The organism is Clostridium sp. (genome assembly GCF_047718555.1).
Lineage (GTDB): Bacteria > Bacillota > Clostridia > Clostridiales > Clostridiaceae > Clostridium_I.
The window spans coordinates 31997-50179 of sequence record NZ_JBDNRK010000018.1 but is presented as its reverse complement, the minus strand read 5'-3'; the positions used below and the strand labels follow the sequence as shown (position 1 = coordinate 50179).

The following is an 18183-nucleotide window of genomic DNA, read 5'->3' as shown; positions in this document are numbered from 1 at the left end:
ATAGCATATTATTTTAATGCCTAAATTCAGTGTATTAATATAGTGTAATACTAGAACTTATGTTATACTTATACTTGGAATGGAGGGATAATTTTGAAAAAACTTTTGACCATAATAATTTTATTATTAATTTTGATGATACCTTTTAAAGTTAAGGCAGAAGACAAAAGTTATGATATTAATAAACTTCTAATAAACGCTGAAATAACTAAAAATGGAGATGTAGAAGTCCATGAAGAACTTACTTATAATTTTCATGGAAATTTTAATGGTTTCTATAGAGACCTTTCAAAAAATGCTACCAGTGGATATACTATTGAGAATATAGCTTTAAAAGATAAAAATAATAAAATGACAAATTTAGTTTCTTCACAAGGAGAGGAAAATAATAGTTATAAAATAATTGATTCAGATGATAATACGCAAGTAAAGATATTTTCTAAAAGTGATAATGAGATTAAAACATTTATATTAAATTATAGAATTAATAGTGCAGCAGTAAAATATAAGGATCTAGGGGAATTATACTGGAAATTCTATACTGTTGAAAATAATATACCCATTAAAACAGTAGAGTTTAATTTGAGTTTAATGAATACTAAATTTGATCTTAATAAAATGAAATATTGGACTTATACTGATGGCAATGAATTTAATACAAATTATGACCAGGATGGAATACATATAAAGGGTAATAATTTAACTTCTGTTTTAGGAATCAAGCTTCACTTTCCTTCAGAATTTTTAACTATCGATAATAAGGGATTAGAAAATACAAATTACCAGGATGCTAAAAAAAGTGATGGCTTTGCAAATGATAGGAATAATAGTGGAGATCAAGCAGCTGTTATTATAGCTGTACTTGCTGTAGTAAGTTTAATTTCTGTATTGTCTTTAAGATATCTAAGAAATAAGAAGAAATTTCAAAAAGCTATTAGTGACTATAGAGAAGGCTATATATTTTTTGATGGGAATAGATTAGTTGATCCACCAGAGGATATATCTCCAGCTTTAGTAAGCTTATTGTATAACGAGGAATATATATCTAGATCTGTTATACCTGCGGTACTATTATATCTGTGTAAGAAAGGATATTACAGTATAGAAAAAGGTAATTATAAATTTGCAGCAAAAAATGTAGACAAATTAGAGGATTTTAAGTTTAGGCAAAATGCTGCTAATATACCTGATTCAATACATTTAAAATTTTTTATAAGCTGGTTTCAGATATATGAGGAGAATGGAGTAATTTCTTTGAAAAAACTTCAGGAAATGATAAAAAATCATAGAGAAGAAGCTAGGGAATTTAAAAATCAGTATTCGAATTGGGAAGATATGATTATACAAGAAGGGGAAAGTTTAGGCTTTTTTACCGAGATAGAGAATAAAAGGATATTAACCAATGAAGCCTATAACAAACAGCTCAAGTGGAAAGCATACAAAAATTATATTAAAGACTATATTGCAGAGCAGAAGAAGGTCTTAGATTATAGAAATATTGATGAAATTTTAATTTATGCTGTAGCTTTGGATATGGATAAAGATTCTCTTAAATTTTATTCTGAAAAATTATTATATGGTAACAACAATACTGAAAATATATATCTAGATGAATTATATTATTATCCATATTTCTATAGTAATTTAATTTTATGGGATGATATTGATAGTAATATTAATCATTTTACTTCAGATAGCGGAGGAAGCAGTAGTGATTTTGGTGGTTTTTCCGGTGGAGGAGATTGTTATGGAGGTGGCGGTGGAGGTTCTGGGGCATTTTAAGTTAATTGTGTACATCCCACAAGTCACAACTTCTAAGTATGGCGTAGGTAATGGGGAACGTTAAAGTGGGTAGTCATCGGATAAAAGCAAGTAATTTTAGTCATTGCAATATAATAAAAATTTATAGTTTTTATTAAGACAAGAGTAACTCTCAGAATGGGAAATTGAGAAAATTATTCCCATTTTGAAAGTTATTTTCCCAAAAATAGATTGTAAATATTGAAGCAAAGGATAGTTTGGTAATATCTAAACTGGATAGTTCAAGTGAAAAATAAAGTTTGATAATGCTATAATTTCATAAGGATCAGTACCTTTTATACCTCCTGTTGAAGGAAGTAAATTGACAGGAGTAATTGACATCACAGGAGCTTTAAATTTAGAAAATAATCCTAAGAGTCTAGTGATTATAAACAGAGGAACAGGCTAAGCAAAAGGGTATTAATTATAAAGTTGATAAGTTTCCTTTGGTTGCAAATGGAAAATCTCTTATAATGGGTGAAACTGGTGGTATTATAAAATTTATTGCGGATAAAAAATATGATGAGGTATTAACAGTACATGAACATCCTACTATTGGTGAAGCTGCTTTATTAGCTAAAGGTTTTAGATTTTAATTCTATGTTTTATAAAGAAAATGGAGAAGTTGATCTTACGTATTATATTGATGGATTACATTTAAATAAACTTGGTAATGAAAAAATAGCGAAAAAGTTATCTGAAATAGTACTGTAATTAAGCGGTATTTTTTTATAAAAAATTATTACTTTACATACTAAATATTATGTAAAGTAATAATTATGACAACTAATTAAAACTTCAAAATAAAAAACAATTTATGAAAATACATAAAAATCATTGATACTTACTAATATATATGCTATAGTTAATGTTATTGTTTAAATTTAAAGTAAGGAAGGATAAATATATAGTATGAGTAAAATGTGTATTTTTGATTCAACACTTCAATGTACTGATTGCGGTGATTGCGATAAATGCGATTTAGATAAAAGCAAAACCTGTAATAATTGTGGTAAATGTCTTGATTTAGATCGTGATAAGAAATCAATTTTGATAGATGGAATTATTGAAGATCCAGAAGAAATAAAAAAGATACAAGAACAAGGCTATGATCTTGATGACGATAAAGATGGCGAAAATGCAGAATTATTAAATGATTACGATGATGATTATATAAGAGATGAAAAAGATGATCTTCCATTTGATATAGAATTAATAGATGATATTGATGGACTACGAGAAGTAATAGAGTCAGATGATGAAGAGAAGAGAGATAGGGTTGTTGAAGAAAGATTTCCTGGATTTTTTGTTATTAAAAAACAAAAATAATGACATCAAGAATAAAATTTATTTAGAAAAATAGGATAAATTCATGCTAAAATGGAAATAAAAAAATAGGGCTATATTATTAAATATAATGGAATAAAATTAAAGTTCACGCAACATGAATTAATTAATTTAGGATTAAGTATAGCAAAAGGAAATGTTAAACAAGAGAGTATAGTATCGTGAATAAAAAATCACCATATTAAATAATTATAATATGGTGATTTTTTTATAAGTCATTTAGTGGATTAGATTTAACAGCTTCCCGCAATTTTTCATCATCTACATGAGTATATATCTGAGTAGTAGATACACTTTCGTGACCTAGTATTTGCTGAAGGCTTCTTATATCAACATCACCATACTTATACATAAGAGTAGCTGCTGTATGCCTTAATTTATGAGGAGTATATTTGTCAGAATCTAAATTAGCTTTTTTTATGTATTTTTTCACTGTAATTTCTACGGTTCTTTTACTTATTCTTTTATTATTTCTACTTAAAAAAAGAGCGTCCTTGTCTTCCTCTAGCACCTTTGGTAGCTGCTCATTTCGTACTATCATATAATTCTTAATTGCTTGAATACATATGTGGTTTAAATATACAGTTCTCTCTTTATTGCCTTTTCCTATGATTGAAAGGGTATCATTTTTGATCTTTGATATATTTATTCCTATCAGTTCTGAAAGTCGCATTCCACAATTTAAAAATAAAATCAATATGCAATAATCCCTTTCCTCATATTTTTCACCTTTAACTGCTTTTAAAAGCTCTTTACTTTGTTCTAGACTTAAATATATAGGATTTCTACTGTGAATCTTAGGAGATTCCAATTCTAAAGTAGGATTTTCCTTTAGTATTTTTGCTTTAGTAGATAAATATTTAAAAAAAGATTTCAATGTAGCAACTTTTCTTGCACGAGCATAATTGCTGTTGTTTCTAAAGTTTTCTGTAAAAGATATAAAAGCATATAAATCTGGAAGCGATATATTTTTAATGAATTCATCATCTATATCTCCGATAAATATTTCGTTAAAATCTTCGTCTTTTTTTACTTGACCTTTGTATAGTTTTAAAAAACGAAAAAATAAAATAAGATCAATTTTATAATTGTAAATTGTATTTTCTGATTTTCCTCGAATTGTTCCTAAATAATTTAAAAAGTCATTTACTTGTTTCGGTATGGTGCTATCAAACAGATTTTTTATATTATATTGCATATTAATCCTCCTAAAAATAAGATAAAATCTTTTTTTATATCTAACTGCGTCAAATTCTTATTTTACGCATAAATAATTCGACGTGAGGGGGATAAAATCCTTCTTTTATAAGTGATTATTATATTGAATTTAAATAAATTTTTATCAAAAAAGTTTTTTGTTGATCATATCAAATGTAATTTTAGAAATTCTATTTGCTGAAATTTTCAACAGATTTGATTTTTAATTTATTATAATATATGTATATATAAAAACACTTGGTTCTCACCTATTCTGCCTTATTGATAATCAAATGATAATATTTATCAACTATAGGTTTTAGGGTATCTGTTTTACTGGTAATTTAATTGGAAATTAACTGATAAATAAAGAAGATGATAAACAGTATCTTGTTATAAATAATATTCTTATAATAAAATTCAAAATTATTTAGTTAAAACTCTCAAGGTATTATAATATTCTTATTTATTTAAAAAATAACATTAAAAAAGAAAAATTAGATAAATCTAAAATAAAGATTATAAAATGTATTTTATGGTATAATAATAAATGAAAATTATTGGTGTAGTTGATATGAAGGTTCACTCCCACTATAGGGAGCTATTGGTGAATGGAAGTAACCAATGAGGGGGTGAGCCTTATGGAGAAATACATGGGAGATGTAATCTTATCAGTAACAGTACTGATTGGGTTAATTATAATATGTAATTCTAAACACCCTATTGAAATACAATTAACGATAAAAGATTTGCAATTAAAGATAGGTTCCAAAAGAGAAGAAGATAAGTAGTTACAGCTACTTATCTTCCGATTAAATTTATATCAACACTTGAAGCCAATGGCTCCCTTACCTTTATTATATCAAATTATTTAAAAAAATAAACACGGAGGTGAAAATATTTTGTTTATAATTTTATTAATTTTAAATATAATGGTATGGTTTATTGCTATATCTGCTATTAGAGGTAAAAATTTTAAATTACGCTATAAAGAAATATCATTAAAATGTAAGGTTTATAAAAATAATGAGTAATATTACAATCTAAAGTAGTTATTAACAGGAATTTTTGAGCTAATTTTTAAAGAGCTCTTTTTATAATTAAAATTCTATTATTCATTCTTGCTTTCTTTTTGTTTTTACCATTAATAATAATCTTCCATCTATGATAAGAATAACAAAAGTTATTATTTCTCCTAAAAGAATTATCTTTTCTATGTTAGTTACATCAGTTATATATCTGTCATAAACATTACTAAAGCCACTTTCATTGGCATTTCTAAGCTGCATATTATCTATAATAGTTTTTCTATAAAAACTTATATCGAAAACATTGTCATTTGGCAGGTATTTATTATCAATAGTTATATTAAATTTTATTAGATTAAAAATTATAACTATACTGGCTAAACATAATAGTATCTTTGAAGAAGTAAACAAAATTTCCTTCTTATTATTTATTAATATCTGACTAAAATAATTAGTTTTAAGTTTCTCTTTAAAAAATACTGTTAGGACTTTAAAATATTTTAATGCTATTTTTATTAAAAAAATAATCCCACAAATACCTATTATAAAATACAGTATTTGTGCATACTGAAAACTTATTTTCTTTAGTGTTGTATAATTAATCATGTTATATAAGGATAAGTTTCCTCCCAGCGTTCTAATCAAATTATTATTAATGTTCTTATAAGTGACTTTTACTGTTTCCCTAGTTGAAAATATATCTAAAAATAAACTTTGATTTTTATCCTTTGTGGTATAGGAGGTATATGGAACATATATCCTTTCATAGCCATCTTCTGAGGTACTGTAAATAAAGGATTGATTTTCTTTGTATACTCCAACAATTTTATAATTTTCATTATTTAAAGTAATTATGTCCCCAATTACTTTAGTGCTTTTAAATAGATTATTGGCTAAAATATCACTTATTACTGCGACCTTGTTTCCGTTTTCTACGGATAAGAAGTCAATTTTGCCACCTTCTATCATTTTATAAGGATATAAACTAAAATAGTTTTCATCTGTTAACACCATTTTTGTTTTTATTTTTTTACCAGGTGAATTGCCGTATTTATTCTTTACATCACACAGAGTTTCCTTGTAGCCTGTAAAGGTAAATTCTTTATATTTTTCCTTTACCTTATTAAGTTCTGCGAAGGTTATGCCATTGTCATTTGTGCTTAAACTTTTATTTGTTTTTTTGTATTCCAATATATTAGAAACATTTTTGTTTAAATTTAAATTAAAATAAGTACTAAATATAATCAGAATAATTAATACAATCAAACTTATTATAAATTTTAGCTTTATGATTCTTTTTATATTCACAAAATCACCTCTACTAATTTCCTGTATCTAATTTAACTTCTGAATTGTCATCTATAGCTTTGGAGGTGCTCATGACAATACCAAGATTGCTTGATATTGATGTTCCATTGGCGGGCTTAATAGAACAATTTTCATCATCTGAAGCTACCACCTGTACTTGAACTTTTTGAACATATTCATAGAATCCTAATGCTCCACCTTTCTGATTCACAACAAATATATAATCCAAACCATTTTCTTGACTTAAACAACTTTTTGGTATTACGCTATCATATCTTTTTGTATTGTCTATAGTACTTATAGTAACATTATCATCTTCTTTAAGATTGGGTTTACCATCTATACTAGCAGAAAATTCATATTGATTTGTTTGATCATTATATTGTTTTTGTAAAACGTTGGCAGTTAATTGCTTTGCTGAATTATTATTGTCACTGCTGGAGGCTATAATGTTTACTTTATCACCTACTGCAATATTTTTTGCATCATTAGAAGTATTAGTCCAATTAACGAGAAAATCAGGCTGGCTGCCTGCAATTTCAAACAATGCATTATTACCTGCTACTGTACTACTATTTGATGATTTATTAGAGGATGGATTTTGAGCTCCATTTTGTGAATTTATAGCTACTATTTTACCATCTATGTCTGACAATATACTTCCATCTGAAGTTAATCCATTGCGAATCTGTTTATATTTCATATTCTCCGTATCCAATTGAAATTGATATTCATTAATCTTATTCTGATCAGGATTAGGTGTATTTTTTAAAGCTTCTATTTGATTTTGAAGGTTTATTATTGTTGCTTTTTCTTCTCTTTCACTTAAAGTTATTGCATCATTATCTACTTTGGCTAAAACGTCTCTCCTTTTAACCTCTTGATTTATCTTTACAAGAACGTCTTTAACATTCCAATTATTCATAGCATAAATTTTGTGAGTATTTGCATATTTTATAGTTCCTTCTGTCTGATAATTATTTCCTATGGTCCCTGACTTTAAAGTAACCACACTAACTTCAGGAAGCAGCATATTTTTTATTGTTTTAGAAAAATATGTGCAGAAAACTATAATGCTAATGAAAATTATAATAATTATATTAATAATCTTATTTCTTTTATTCATATAAATCCTCCTATTTTAAATCAAGATGCTGTATTCCTTCCATCAGTTCTTTTTCCCCTTTTAAGAATATAAGTATTGATGGAATCATAAATAGTACTCCTGCTGCAAAAGCTACTCTAAGTTCTGTTTGATTAATTTGTGATAAAAAAATAGACATTGGTTGTTTTGTATTTTCCAGCAAAATTAAAGGCTGTTCTATCATATTCCAGTTATCTAAAAAGCTGAGTATGGCAAGCGAAGCCACAGCACCTTTGCATTGAGGCAATATAATTTTAAATAATATTTGAATATGATTAGCTCCATCAACCTTTGCAGACTGACACTGTTCATCCGGAATAGCTTTTATAAACTGTGTTAATAAGAATACACCAAAGGTTGAAAACATTCCTGGAAGTATTACTGAAGCATAGCTCCCTACTAGATTCATCTTTTTGAGAATAATATATATTGGTATAAGAGTTACCTGATAGGGCATTAGCATAAGTAAAATAAACATAAAAAATATAGGTTTATTAAATGGAAATTTTATCTTTGCAAAAGCATAAGCTCCTAAAACAGATATTACTATTTGTCCAATGACTGTAGGTAGTGTAAGTATTATAGAATTCCAAAATTTCAATAAAAATTCAGGACTTCTAAGAAAAACTTCATAATATTGAATTAGTGTAAAGGAGTCTGGAACAATATGAAAGCTATAATCTGAAAGTGATTGATTAACTTGTGCCATACCCATAAATGAACTAGAGATCATATATACTACTGGCAGTAAGGCACAGACAGTAAAAATAATTAAGATTAAGTATTTAATTACTTTTAAAAATATATTTTCTTTTATTTCTTTTATCATGATCATCATTCCTTATACATCATATTTGTTCTGCAATTTAAATAAAAAATAAATGGAAATTGATATAAAAATAAAAACTATAACTGATGCAGTGGAAAGTCTTTGATAATTTAAATTGGCAAAATTATTGTTTATAAAATGCTGCAGCATATAAATGCTCGAATCAGGATATTGTCCTGAAAGCAGGTAGGCCTCTCTATAAATTTTCAATGAATTTATAAGTGAAATTATAAATACAAAGAATATGGTGGGAACTATTAACGGTAAAGTAATATTAAAAAAAATGCCCACCTTTCCATAGCCGTCAATGGCTGCTGCCTCATAGTATTCCTTTGGTACATTGTTTAGTCCTGCAAGAAATATTATCATATTGTAGCCGCAATTTTTCCATACATAAAGTAAAACAAGAATAAAAAATGACCAGCCTGTACTAAGATAATCCGGTCCAACAATACCTAGTTTAGAAAGCAGCTGATTAACAGTACCTGTATGAGCAAAGAATATCTGCCATACAAGCACTACAGAGGCTACAGGAATAACCAGTGGTAAAGTTAATACCGTTCTAAAGAAGGAACCTCTTTTTATCTTACTATTCAAAATAATAGTGATTCCTAAAGATATTATAATAACTAATGGTACACTTATTAAATTAAATAACAATGTATTTTTAACTGCTAATTGAAAGGCGCTATTATTAAATAAATCTATAAAATTTTTAAAACCAACATACTCTACATTTCCAGCTCCTTGTGTAAAACAATACACCAAACTTATTATGAAAGGAATTCCAAAGAATAACAGAAATCCTATTATGGATGGAGCTGCGAAAATATAGCCTATTATGCTTTCTCGCTTATTGTAATTCACTATCTCTATTCCCTCCCTTACTTGTTAAAAATAATGTTTAATTGGTGATATTATTACTCCAGCGTTTCTTAATTAAATATATATACTATTACCTTTGTAGCAGTAACTGTATCTCCATCTTTTTTAGTCCACACGTCTACAAATGAATCCACTTTAATATCTGATATGGAGCCAGTTGTATCTTTTCCAACTGAATTCGCCGCTCCTTTGCCAGTTACAGTTCTTACAATTACAGCAGTGTTATTATAAACTTCAAACGTAACCATATTTTTAGCCGCTTCTGCTGATCCTATTTTAGGTGCTGATGCTGATCCATTCTTATTTTCTATTTTTTTTATAATAGTTATCTTGTTTCCATCTGTTTTTGTTACTGTGCCGCTTAGGGTTGCATTCTTTGCTTCGTCATCTGGTGATGCTGCATTGGAAGATTTATTATTTTCGGAATTTCCACTGGTTGCTGAAGATTGTTGATTGCCAGAATTTTTATTTGTATTTGTATTTGAACATCCTGCTGCAAACATCAAAATAACCAGACTAACTACACTTATCACAATTTTTATATTTTTTTTACTTTTCATTACATTAGCTCCTTTACTCATTAAGATATAATTTGATTTTGTTTTCTAAAGCTCTTACACAAGTTTCATAAGATGACTTATCCTCAAAATATGGAGTCAAAGATTCCATCATTATTTGATCTACTTCGTAATCAGTAATCACAGCATTTTGTATATTATCTGTTACCTTGCTGTAATATTTTTGCAAATTATCAGATAATGGCTGCTTTACTATTTTTGTTTTAATGAAAGGCAATTGAAAAATATTATTTACTTCATTCATATATTGCTGCTTCAAATCTTTTATAGCCTTTGTATTAACTGGTATAGAGGAATACAAATTAGGTGATGATTGTATATCCTCAGAAATAGCAATTTTTATAAAGTTATATGCTGCCGATTTATTTTTACAATTTTTACTAATTGCTAAGGAGCGGTCAATGATAGCAGTAGGTTTATCATCTCCTTTGTAGCTTGGCATACTATTTATAATTTGTGTTTCTCCCATAACTTGACTTATTAGAGATTCATATTCAAAGAAAGTATCGTTTATAATAAGAGGGTCATTTGAAAATAAAGCACTCTCATTTTTTAAATCTTCAAAACCATTAGTGCCAAAATAACCTGAAATGTCTGCTGACTTTTTAGATGATTTATAAATCTTCTTATAATTATCTATTATTTCTTTAAATTCTGGTTTATCAAAATATACTTTTTTATTGTTGTAATCAATAAATTCTTCACCACTGCTGGCTAAAAAATCTCCTATATTCATTGGCGTGGCAAAGAGAAATTTATTTTTATTTCCATTTATTGAAGAAATATATCCACCCAATGCATTCATAAAATCTTTTAGAGAGTACTTATCTTCCAATTTAATATTGTTATCTTTTAAAAGCTGTTCAGTGGTTATATATTCATTAATATAATAATCTAAAGGCATTATTAACTGTTTACCATTGTATAAGCCTGCCTCAATAACTTTTGTATTATAGTCTTCTTTTTTTAAATCTTTATCCTGTTCCATAAGAGGTTTTAAATCTAGAAGCATTTCAGATTTTTCTAGATTTATTGTACTCATATTATCTAAAACTAATATATCTGGACCATTTCCTGCTAAAGTATCTGTAAGCATTTTTTTTGCATATTGTTCATTTCCAAAACTATTGTCAACTATTACCTTTTCAATTTTTATATTAGGATATTTTTTTTCAAATTCATCAATAATCACCTTCATCCTGTTATCATATTTCCCATTTTTCCCTGTAAGATAGATTTTTAAAGTATTACTCTCTTTGGAGTTTAAATTTTTCTTATTTATTACAGGATAAATACCTAGAACTGATATAATTATTAGTAGGGTTATAAATAATATAATTTTTTTTCTCTTCATTACTTCACCTTCTTAATATTTTTGTTTGTTGTCTTTATATTAGCAAATGAAATGTTAATATAACGTTAAGATGGTATTATTATGCATAAATAAAAAACTCCTAAAATTCGTAATTCCTATAGCATTGTTTGTTAGCTATACTGAAATTACAAATTTCAGGAGTATAAATTATGTAATTTATATCACAAAAAATCTATTAATAAAAATTCATATCCAAATCTATAAGAAACATTATTTAGCCATTTATAAATTTGAAATTATATAGTTTAGAATAATATAAAAATTTTAACTTTGACTCGGCAAGTAATCCCTCAAAGCATTGATATATCTTAATTTTATGTAAATGTATTATTACTTAAAAAATACTAAAGAAAATTTAGAATATTCCCCTTTCTTACTTTCAACTAACACTTTACCTTTATGAAGATCCATTACATGTTTTACATAGGCAAGGCCGATACCTGTACTTGTTCTCCTTTTAGTTCCATAGTAAGGTGTAAATATTTCATGAAATTTAGACGCATCAATACCAATACCATTATCATAAACTTCTACAATGATATTTGTGTCATCTTCTGAAACCTGGATATTTATTTCATTATTAGTTTTATTTTTGTCTACAAATTTCATAGCATTATCAATAAGATTAACAATACATCTTTCTATCCAGATTTCCTTTCCCTTAATTGCTTCAACACCATCTTCCGGCATATTAAATTTTATATTGTTGAAAATTACAGTATATTCATCAACTATCTTGGCACAGACTAAAGCTAAATCTACTGTCTCTTCATTATTGGATAAACTGGAAGTGGACATAGCTAAAATATCAGTAATAACTCCATTTAAGCTATCTATATATTGTGTAATTTCCTTAGTATCTTCTCCGATTTCTATTTTAGCTCTTAAAACTGCTAAGGAATTTCTAAGTTCATGGGAGACATAGGAATTTAATCTTTGCAGGTTTTCGTAGGATAATTTGACTTTACTTAAAGCCTCATTATAAGCCACTGTTAAATCATAAATTTCATCTTTAGTTTTTGTGGGTTCAATAAGTTCTATAGTTTCAAAATTTTTCTGCCTTTTAACCTTACCTGTAAATTCAATTAAGGGTCTTAATGCAAAGGAAGCATATTGTCTGCTTAAAATAAAATTTATCACTAAAATTATAGCTATTACTATCAAAATAACTAAAATAATTCTTTGGTAAAGAATATTCATAAATATATTTTGAAAATTTTCCCAAGTGAGATTTATAACCTTTGAGGAGTTTTCACCGTTATATAGACGAAAATCATCAGGTAATATTTGATAGCGAATAACTTTGTTATTTTCATCTAAAATAATAAGTATATTATTTTTATTATGATTATTTATAATATCATTTTCATTCATATTTTTAAAATTCGATTCTATACCTTTGGCTCCGTAAGCTTTATTTATTAGATTTTCATCAAAATTATTTGGTAAATGTTCTGAATAAAGGACATTATTATCTTTATCTAGAATCATAAGAAGAGAGTTTTTAGAATATAAATCTTTTCCTATGCTATTGTTAATACTATTATCTTTTAAAGCTATGGTAATCTTATTATTTGCATCATTAGCTTTTGCTCCTTTCTCTTTTGGTATAGATACATTATAAGATTTATTAGATATAATACTTGATAGTATAGGCTGTCTATCGATATTTATTTTTAAAAAGCAGTAAAATAAAATTACACAAATAATGATTAAAGCAATAGTAAGCAAGCTATATAATAATGCTATTCTATTTCTTATTTTAAGCATATTCTATATCCCTTTCCTCTCAATGTTTCAATTAAAGTTTCGCCATTACTATCTTTTAATTTTCTCCTTAAGTTGGTAATATGTACTCTAATGACATTAGAAAATTCGTTGCTTTCTGCTCCCCATACATGTTCGATTATTTTCTCTGATGACAAAATTCCTGGGTAATTATAACATAATAATTCTAAAATATCATATTCTCTTGCAGTTAATTCAATTTCTTCTTCATTTAACGCTGCTGTTTTTTCCTTAGTATTTATGAATAATTCTCCTATTTTAATTATATTGGAAGGCTTATTATAATTACGTCTGATTAAAGCGTGTAGTCTGGCTCTCAATTCTTTAAGTGCAAAGGGCTTTCCTAAATAGTCATCTGCCCCGCTGTCCAGCCCAATTATTTTATCCTCTGTATCTGTCCTTGCTGTCAGCATTATTATTGGTGTTGTTATAAGTTTTTCTCTTACAGTTTTGCAGAGGGTTATTCCATCAATCTTAGGTAAATTTATATCTAGAATTATTGCATCATATTCATTTATTCCTATATAATACAACCCTTCTTCCCCATCATAGGCAGTATCACATATATAATTATATTTTTTTAAACCGTCTTTTAATAAAGCACATAGTTCTTTATCATCTTCTACTATTAATAAATTCATATTCTCACCTTCTTTAAATTTTAAAAGTCCCAATATAATATTTTATCAGATTTAATGTTAAGAGAACATTAAGATAACTTGTATAATTATATATTTTCCCATTAAAAAAGAACCGCATTAACGATTCCTTTCAACATTTTTATTAAGTCATAACAACTGTAATGGAATTATTTAAAGATGAAGCAGAAACCTATTTAATAAGACTTTCTTCTAATGCATAATTCTCTTTAAACCATATAATTATATTATTAATTCCATCTATGTCATACTGGTTTCTGAGAACAAAACTTCTTACAGCATTATCAGCTCCACTTATATCTACTGCAATTAAACCTTTATCTTCTCCAACTATAATCATTCCATCTTTTTTAGTATTGTTTTTAGACTTAAACATCATGCTTTTAGTATTAAGGTTACTTTCAATTGGTTTTACAGTATCGCATTCAACAAAAGTACTTGTTTTATGTTTTATATTATTTAGTATTTTCTCAAAGTCATGAGGGTTGAAATCACTCATATAAAATAAATTCCTTTCGCATAATCTTCTAAGAGTTTATGTATTATTAATAACTTTATTCCTTTTATTATTTTCGATTCGGTAAAATGTTGTGTATATTGACTTAAATTATAGATTAATATAGTTTAAACAAAAAAGGCATCAGTATTTCTACTAATGCTTTTTCTATATATATTTCTATTTTGGGGTATAAATTCTTCTACTAAATTATAGTATTTTTTCTTTGATTTGTAAACGTATTCTGCAAGATTTATTATAAAAAAATACACCAACATTTCTGTCAGTGCAAAATAAGGATTATTTCATGTCTATATCATAATATCAATAAGTTATTACAATTTCTTTTCAATATTGTAACCATTGCTTTAAGATAAATTAATTTTTCTTAACACAACATAACTACTTATTCAATTTTAAAGCATTTATTATCTTATCTGCTTGCTGCTGTGTAATAACTTTATCATTTACTAATTTATTTAAACTATCTCTTTGTTTTTCTCTGCTCTCTTCACCGATATTACCTATGTTTGCCATAAGAGAATTCAACACAGCAGCGGCTTGATCCTTAGTTATTGTAGCATCATTTACTAATGTTTGAAGGGTAGCATCATAACTTTTCTTAACTTGGTCTTTATTAGGCTCTTTTCCAATTAAATTTTGCGCTGAATTTTGATAACTTGAAGGGTTTTTATTACCACATCCGGCAAACAAAAATGGTGTGATAGCAAAAGCTAACAGTATAATAGCTGTCTTATTAAAAGTTTTAAGCCTTCTCACTTTAAAACACATCCTCTATTAATATTTTATTTATATAACTATATACTGTTAGTATGTTGTAACTTTTTATATTTATACATTATGTAATAATTTGTAACAAATCAGTATTTGAATGTAAACTTTATCCTTTCCTTCTTACAAATTCTTTGTATTGCCCATTTCCCAGCAAGACAAGCCGATGGTAACCCGCCTGGCATCATTTCCCATTGACCTGCTGTATAAAGATTATCGATTCCATTAATTCTACCTTTATGCATCAGGTTTTTAACTTTAGGAGTTAAGTCAAATCCCATCCAAGCACCTTTATATGCTCCACAATATCTCTCATAGGTAACTGGTGTACATACATCGTAGACTTCAAAATTACCTTTTGTTTCAGGATATATTTTTTCTACTCTCAGCATAATTTCTTTTGCTATATTTTCCTTTTCATCATAATATTGATTTTTGTCATTTTTCTTTAAATTTTTCCAATAGTCATAATCATTACACAAAATATTGATTCTTATTACAGAACATCCTTTAGGAGAAAAGCTCTCCTCATGACAATAATGCTTTATTCCAATTGTATTGACCATAAGTTCTCCGCACTTGAAGGGCTCAACCTCAAAGGAAGCTGAGTGATCTCTTTTTGATAGATCACATTTCACTCCAAGACCTATATTTACACTACTGTGAATATGATATTTTTCAGGATTGTTAAACTGAGTATCAAAGACCTTATCTCTGTATTTGTTTTCTAAGAAATTGTTCATTAACATATTGGCATCAACTGCCGGAATAAGATAGTCGCCACTAATGATTTCTCCATCTTCAAGTTCTATAGCTTTAGCTGCTCCATTTTCTATTATAATTCTTTTAACCTTTGAATTATACCTTATCTTCCCACCTAAAGCCTTATATTCTTTTTCCATTCTTAAAGCCATGGCTAAAGATCCACCTTTAGGCCATCCTCCATTTTCTGAAGTGAATGTACCTAATTCAAAAAATAATGCTGCTGAACTATATCCATTTGGAAGGCCTTCTATAAAAGCTCTTCTTATGATTGTACTTTTAAATTTACTTGAATATTCCTCTATAGATAGTTTATTTAACTGAATGATATGTTTACTAAAGGCTCCAAAATCCTTTGAAAGCTTAATATAGTCAAAAAAATTCATCATATCCATAGGCTTCTTCGTTGGCATAGTTAATTTTTGTATTTTCTTTACTATGTTAATAAATTCTAAAATTTCTTTCCTATCCTCTGGAGATATTTCAAGAAGATGTTGTTTAAGTTTATTTATATCTTTATATAAATAGAGAGTTTGGTTATTATGTTTTACTGAAAAAAGATAATCAAAATTATATACTTCTGTATTTTTTAAGGCCCCTAATTCACTCCATATTTTGTATAAATCTGTTTCTTTCTTTGTCCCCGTAAGCCAATGTATGCAATTATCAAAGTGATATCCATTTCTGTTCCAGCCAGTACACTCTCCGCCTGGTATAGAATGCATTTCATAGATTTCAGTATCGAACCCCAATTTTCTACCAAATATTCCTGCACTTAATCCTGATATACCTGCGCCAATAATTGTTACTTTTTTCATAATTTAATTTCCTCCTATGTTTTAGATTAAATATTCATTCAATAATCATTCTAAATTAACAGCTAGTGAATACTAGCTTTATTTTTTTATAATTCTTAAAATAATATCTGCTTCGGGTATAGTGCCAACACGCTCTAACCCTATATTTTCTATAGTAGCATAATTCATTATTATTCCATGAATCAGAGCCCAATATAAGAATGTAATCTTTAAAGGATCGCCCTCAATAACCATTCCCTCTTCTTGAGCTTCTTTAATCAAATTTGCTGTAAATTCATTCATGCGCATTGATTTGGCAAGTGCCTGCTTTACTCCTTCCGGCTTAGGCTCAAGCATAGCTGCTTGCTGAATAAAAAAGAAACGCAGCTTTCCTTCTCCTCCACTTTTAAGCCACTGTATTATCCACTCTGTCATAGCTACTAGGGCATTCCATCCCTTTAAATTATACTGTGCTACAATTGTACTTAAAATCATAGATGAATCTAAAGATTTTTCAATAACTGCTAAATATAATTCATCCTTTGATTTGTAGTAGTGATATATCAATCCTTGACTAATTCCGGCTCTCTTTACAATGTCTGAAATTTTAGCACCGCTGTACCCCTTACGTGAAAATTCCTCCAGAGCAGCTTCTAATATTTCTTCTTTTCTTTTATCTAATATTTTTTGATTTTGTTCTTCTGTTTTTGGCATATTAACCTCTCTTTTCATTGAACATTTATTCAATCAAATTATAAGTAATATTTTTATTAATGTCAATTAATTTATTATTCTATTTCTTGTCTTGTTCACTAAAGCTTATAACTTAAAACTAATCTATGGTTATCTCATGTTATCATTATGTATATTTTTCGCATAAAAAGAGGATTTAGAAACTAATCTAAATCCTTTTTTCATTCTATAATTATTTTTTAGTTTTATGCATTTTATGATGATGCATAAGTGTCATTTCAACAACTTTACACAAATACTTTCTTGCTGCAAATACTGATATACTACAATTTATTAATGCATTTAGAATATCTGGATTACTTTGTTCAAACATTTTTACAATTTTTTCTGCATCTGTTTTTATTTTTTTCATATCCATTTTTGATGAATTGGCATTTACGTTTGGCATTTTTTGCTCCACATTTCCTACATTAGGCATCTGTTGTACAGGTGCAACTGCATTTTGTTGTACAGATGGAATAGTATTTTGTTGTGAAGGTGGAATAATATTTTGCTGCATAGGTGAAGTTATGTTTATATTATTTATTTTATTCTCTTGGAATTCTTCTCCTCTAAATAAGTACTCAATATTTGGCATCATAGGTTGAATCATTGAACTGTCATGCTTTGCTTTAGGTGTCGTATATTTATTATGATACATAAAAA

17 protein-coding genes and 1 pseudogene are annotated in these 18183 nt (G+C 27.4%); 4 read left to right on the top strand and 14 right to left on the bottom strand.

The features are described 5' to 3' along the window. Positions 1-93 precede the first annotated feature (93 nt). From ABF633_RS09225 to ABF633_RS09215, 3 genes and pseudogenes are all read left to right on the top strand, one after another. Positions 94-1782: a DUF2207 domain-containing protein gene (locus tag ABF633_RS09225; RefSeq protein WP_415523409.1), complete on the top strand. Its 1689-nt coding sequence runs from the start codon at positions 94-96 to the stop codon at positions 1780-1782. 410 nt (positions 1783-2192) lie between these two features. Next, a pseudogene (locus ABF633_RS09220) lies at positions 2193-2396 on the top strand (dihydrolipoyl dehydrogenase); the annotation flags it as partial. Positions 2397-2712: 316 nt separating this feature from the next. Beyond that, a complete protein-coding gene (locus tag ABF633_RS09215; RefSeq protein WP_415523408.1) occupies positions 2713-3129 on the top strand; it encodes a hypothetical protein in 417 nt (138 codons plus the stop codon). Between the two features lie 226 nt (positions 3130-3355). Here the strand turns inward: ABF633_RS09215 and ABF633_RS09210 are convergent, their stop codons facing one another. After that, on the bottom strand, positions 3356-4345 hold the full coding sequence (locus ABF633_RS09210) for a tyrosine recombinase XerC (protein ID WP_415523407.1): 990 nt from the start codon (positions 4343-4345) through the stop codon (positions 3356-3358). Between the two features lie 640 nt (positions 4346-4985). Between ABF633_RS09210 and ABF633_RS09205 the strand changes: the two genes are divergently transcribed. Beyond that, positions 4986-5135 carry a hypothetical protein gene (locus tag ABF633_RS09205; RefSeq protein ID WP_415523406.1) on the top strand — a complete coding sequence of 50 codons (150 nt, stop codon included), beginning with the start codon at positions 4986-4988 and terminating at the stop codon, positions 5133-5135. Between the two features lie 324 nt (positions 5136-5459). Here ABF633_RS09205 and ABF633_RS09200 read toward each other — a convergent pair whose 3' ends face one another. From ABF633_RS09200 to ABF633_RS09140, 13 genes are all read right to left on the bottom strand, one after another. Further along, the gene (locus tag ABF633_RS09200) at positions 5460-6680 is read right to left on the bottom strand and encodes an ABC transporter permease (protein WP_415523405.1); all 1221 of its coding nucleotides are present in this window, start codon (positions 6678-6680) and stop codon (positions 5460-5462) included. Positions 6681-6693: 13 nt separating this feature from the next. Then, positions 6694-7806, bottom strand: a complete 1113-nt coding sequence (locus ABF633_RS09195) for an efflux RND transporter periplasmic adaptor subunit (RefSeq protein WP_415523403.1) — start codon at positions 7804-7806, stop codon at positions 6694-6696. A 10-nt stretch (positions 7807-7816) separates the two neighbouring features. Next, complete coding sequence (locus tag ABF633_RS09190; RefSeq protein ID WP_415523402.1) at positions 7817-8653, bottom strand: carbohydrate ABC transporter permease; 837 nt, start codon at positions 8651-8653, stop codon at positions 7817-7819. A gap of 12 nt (positions 8654-8665) precedes the next feature. Further along, positions 8666-9520, bottom strand: coding sequence for a carbohydrate ABC transporter permease (locus tag ABF633_RS09185; RefSeq protein WP_415523401.1), 855 nt, complete (start codon positions 9518-9520; stop codon positions 8666-8668). A 68-nt stretch (positions 9521-9588) separates the two neighbouring features. Next, positions 9589-10098 carry a hypothetical protein gene (locus tag ABF633_RS09180; RefSeq protein ID WP_415523399.1) on the bottom strand — a complete coding sequence of 170 codons (510 nt, stop codon included), beginning with the start codon at positions 10096-10098 and terminating at the stop codon, positions 9589-9591. 13 nt (positions 10099-10111) lie between these two features. Continuing rightward, positions 10112-11470: an ABC transporter substrate-binding protein gene (locus ABF633_RS09175; RefSeq protein WP_415523398.1), complete on the bottom strand. Its 1359-nt coding sequence runs from the start codon at positions 11468-11470 to the stop codon at positions 10112-10114. 351 nt (positions 11471-11821) lie between these two features. After that, a complete protein-coding gene (locus ABF633_RS09170; protein WP_415523397.1) occupies positions 11822-13261 on the bottom strand; it encodes a sensor histidine kinase in 1440 nt (479 codons plus the stop codon). Next, entirely contained in the window at positions 13249-13920 is a 672-nt protein-coding gene (locus ABF633_RS09165; protein WP_415523396.1) for a response regulator transcription factor, read from the bottom strand. The genes ABF633_RS09170 and ABF633_RS09165 overlap by 13 nt, the downstream gene beginning before the upstream one ends. A gap of 190 nt (positions 13921-14110) precedes the next feature. Next, positions 14111-14437, bottom strand: coding sequence for a hypothetical protein (locus tag ABF633_RS09160; RefSeq protein WP_415523395.1), 327 nt, complete (start codon positions 14435-14437; stop codon positions 14111-14113). A 399-nt stretch (positions 14438-14836) separates the two neighbouring features. Beyond that, on the bottom strand, positions 14837-15214 hold the full coding sequence (locus tag ABF633_RS09155; protein WP_415523394.1) for a hypothetical protein: 378 nt from the start codon (positions 15212-15214) through the stop codon (positions 14837-14839). Between the two features lie 101 nt (positions 15215-15315). After that, a complete protein-coding gene (locus tag ABF633_RS09150) occupies positions 15316-16806 on the bottom strand; it encodes a phytoene desaturase family protein (protein ID WP_415523393.1) in 1491 nt (496 codons plus the stop codon). Positions 16807-16884: 78 nt separating this feature from the next. Next, the gene (locus tag ABF633_RS09145; protein WP_415523392.1) at positions 16885-17499 is read right to left on the bottom strand and encodes a TetR/AcrR family transcriptional regulator; all 615 of its coding nucleotides are present in this window, start codon (positions 17497-17499) and stop codon (positions 16885-16887) included. Positions 17500-17710: 211 nt separating this feature from the next. Continuing rightward, a complete protein-coding gene (locus tag ABF633_RS09140) occupies positions 17711-18178 on the bottom strand; it encodes a hypothetical protein (protein WP_415523391.1) in 468 nt (155 codons plus the stop codon). Between the last annotated feature and the right edge of the window lie 5 nt (positions 18179-18183).

Bases quoted from the DNA above. Each gene is read 5' to 3' on its own strand.
- ABF633_RS09215 (WP_415523408.1), top strand. From the start codon at position 2,713: ATGAGTAAAATGTGTATTTTTGATTCAACACTTCAATGTACTGATTGC.
- ABF633_RS09210 (WP_415523407.1), bottom strand. From the start codon at position 4,345: ATGCAATATAATATAAAAAATCTGTTTGATAGCACCATACCGAAACAA.
- ABF633_RS09205 (WP_415523406.1), top strand. From the start codon at position 4,986: ATGGAGAAATACATGGGAGATGTAATCTTATCAGTAACAGTACTGATT.
- ABF633_RS09195 (WP_415523403.1), bottom strand. From the start codon at position 7,806: ATGAATAAAAGAAATAAGATTATTAATATAATTATTATAATTTTCATT.
- ABF633_RS09190 (WP_415523402.1), bottom strand. From the start codon at position 8,653: ATGATAAAAGAAATAAAAGAAAATATATTTTTAAAAGTAATTAAATAC.
- ABF633_RS09180 (WP_415523399.1), bottom strand. From the start codon at position 10,098: ATGAAAAGTAAAAAAAATATAAAAATTGTGATAAGTGTAGTTAGTCTG.
- ABF633_RS09175 (WP_415523398.1), bottom strand. From the start codon at position 11,470: ATGAAGAGAAAAAAAATTATATTATTTATAACCCTACTAATAATTATA.
- ABF633_RS09170 (WP_415523397.1), bottom strand. From the start codon at position 13,261: ATGCTTAAAATAAGAAATAGAATAGCATTATTATATAGCTTGCTTACT.
- ABF633_RS09165 (WP_415523396.1), bottom strand. From the start codon at position 13,920: ATGAATTTATTAATAGTAGAAGATGATAAAGAACTATGTGCTTTATTA.
- ABF633_RS09160 (WP_415523395.1), bottom strand. From the start codon at position 14,437: ATGAGTGATTTCAACCCTCATGACTTTGAGAAAATACTAAATAATATA.
- ABF633_RS09150 (WP_415523393.1), bottom strand. From the start codon at position 16,806: ATGAAAAAAGTAACAATTATTGGCGCAGGTATATCAGGATTAAGTGCA.
- ABF633_RS09145 (WP_415523392.1), bottom strand. From the start codon at position 17,499: ATGCCAAAAACAGAAGAACAAAATCAAAAAATATTAGATAAAAGAAAA.
- ABF633_RS09140 (WP_415523391.1), bottom strand. From the start codon at position 18,178: ATGTATCATAATAAATATACGACACCTAAAGCAAAGCATGACAGTTCA.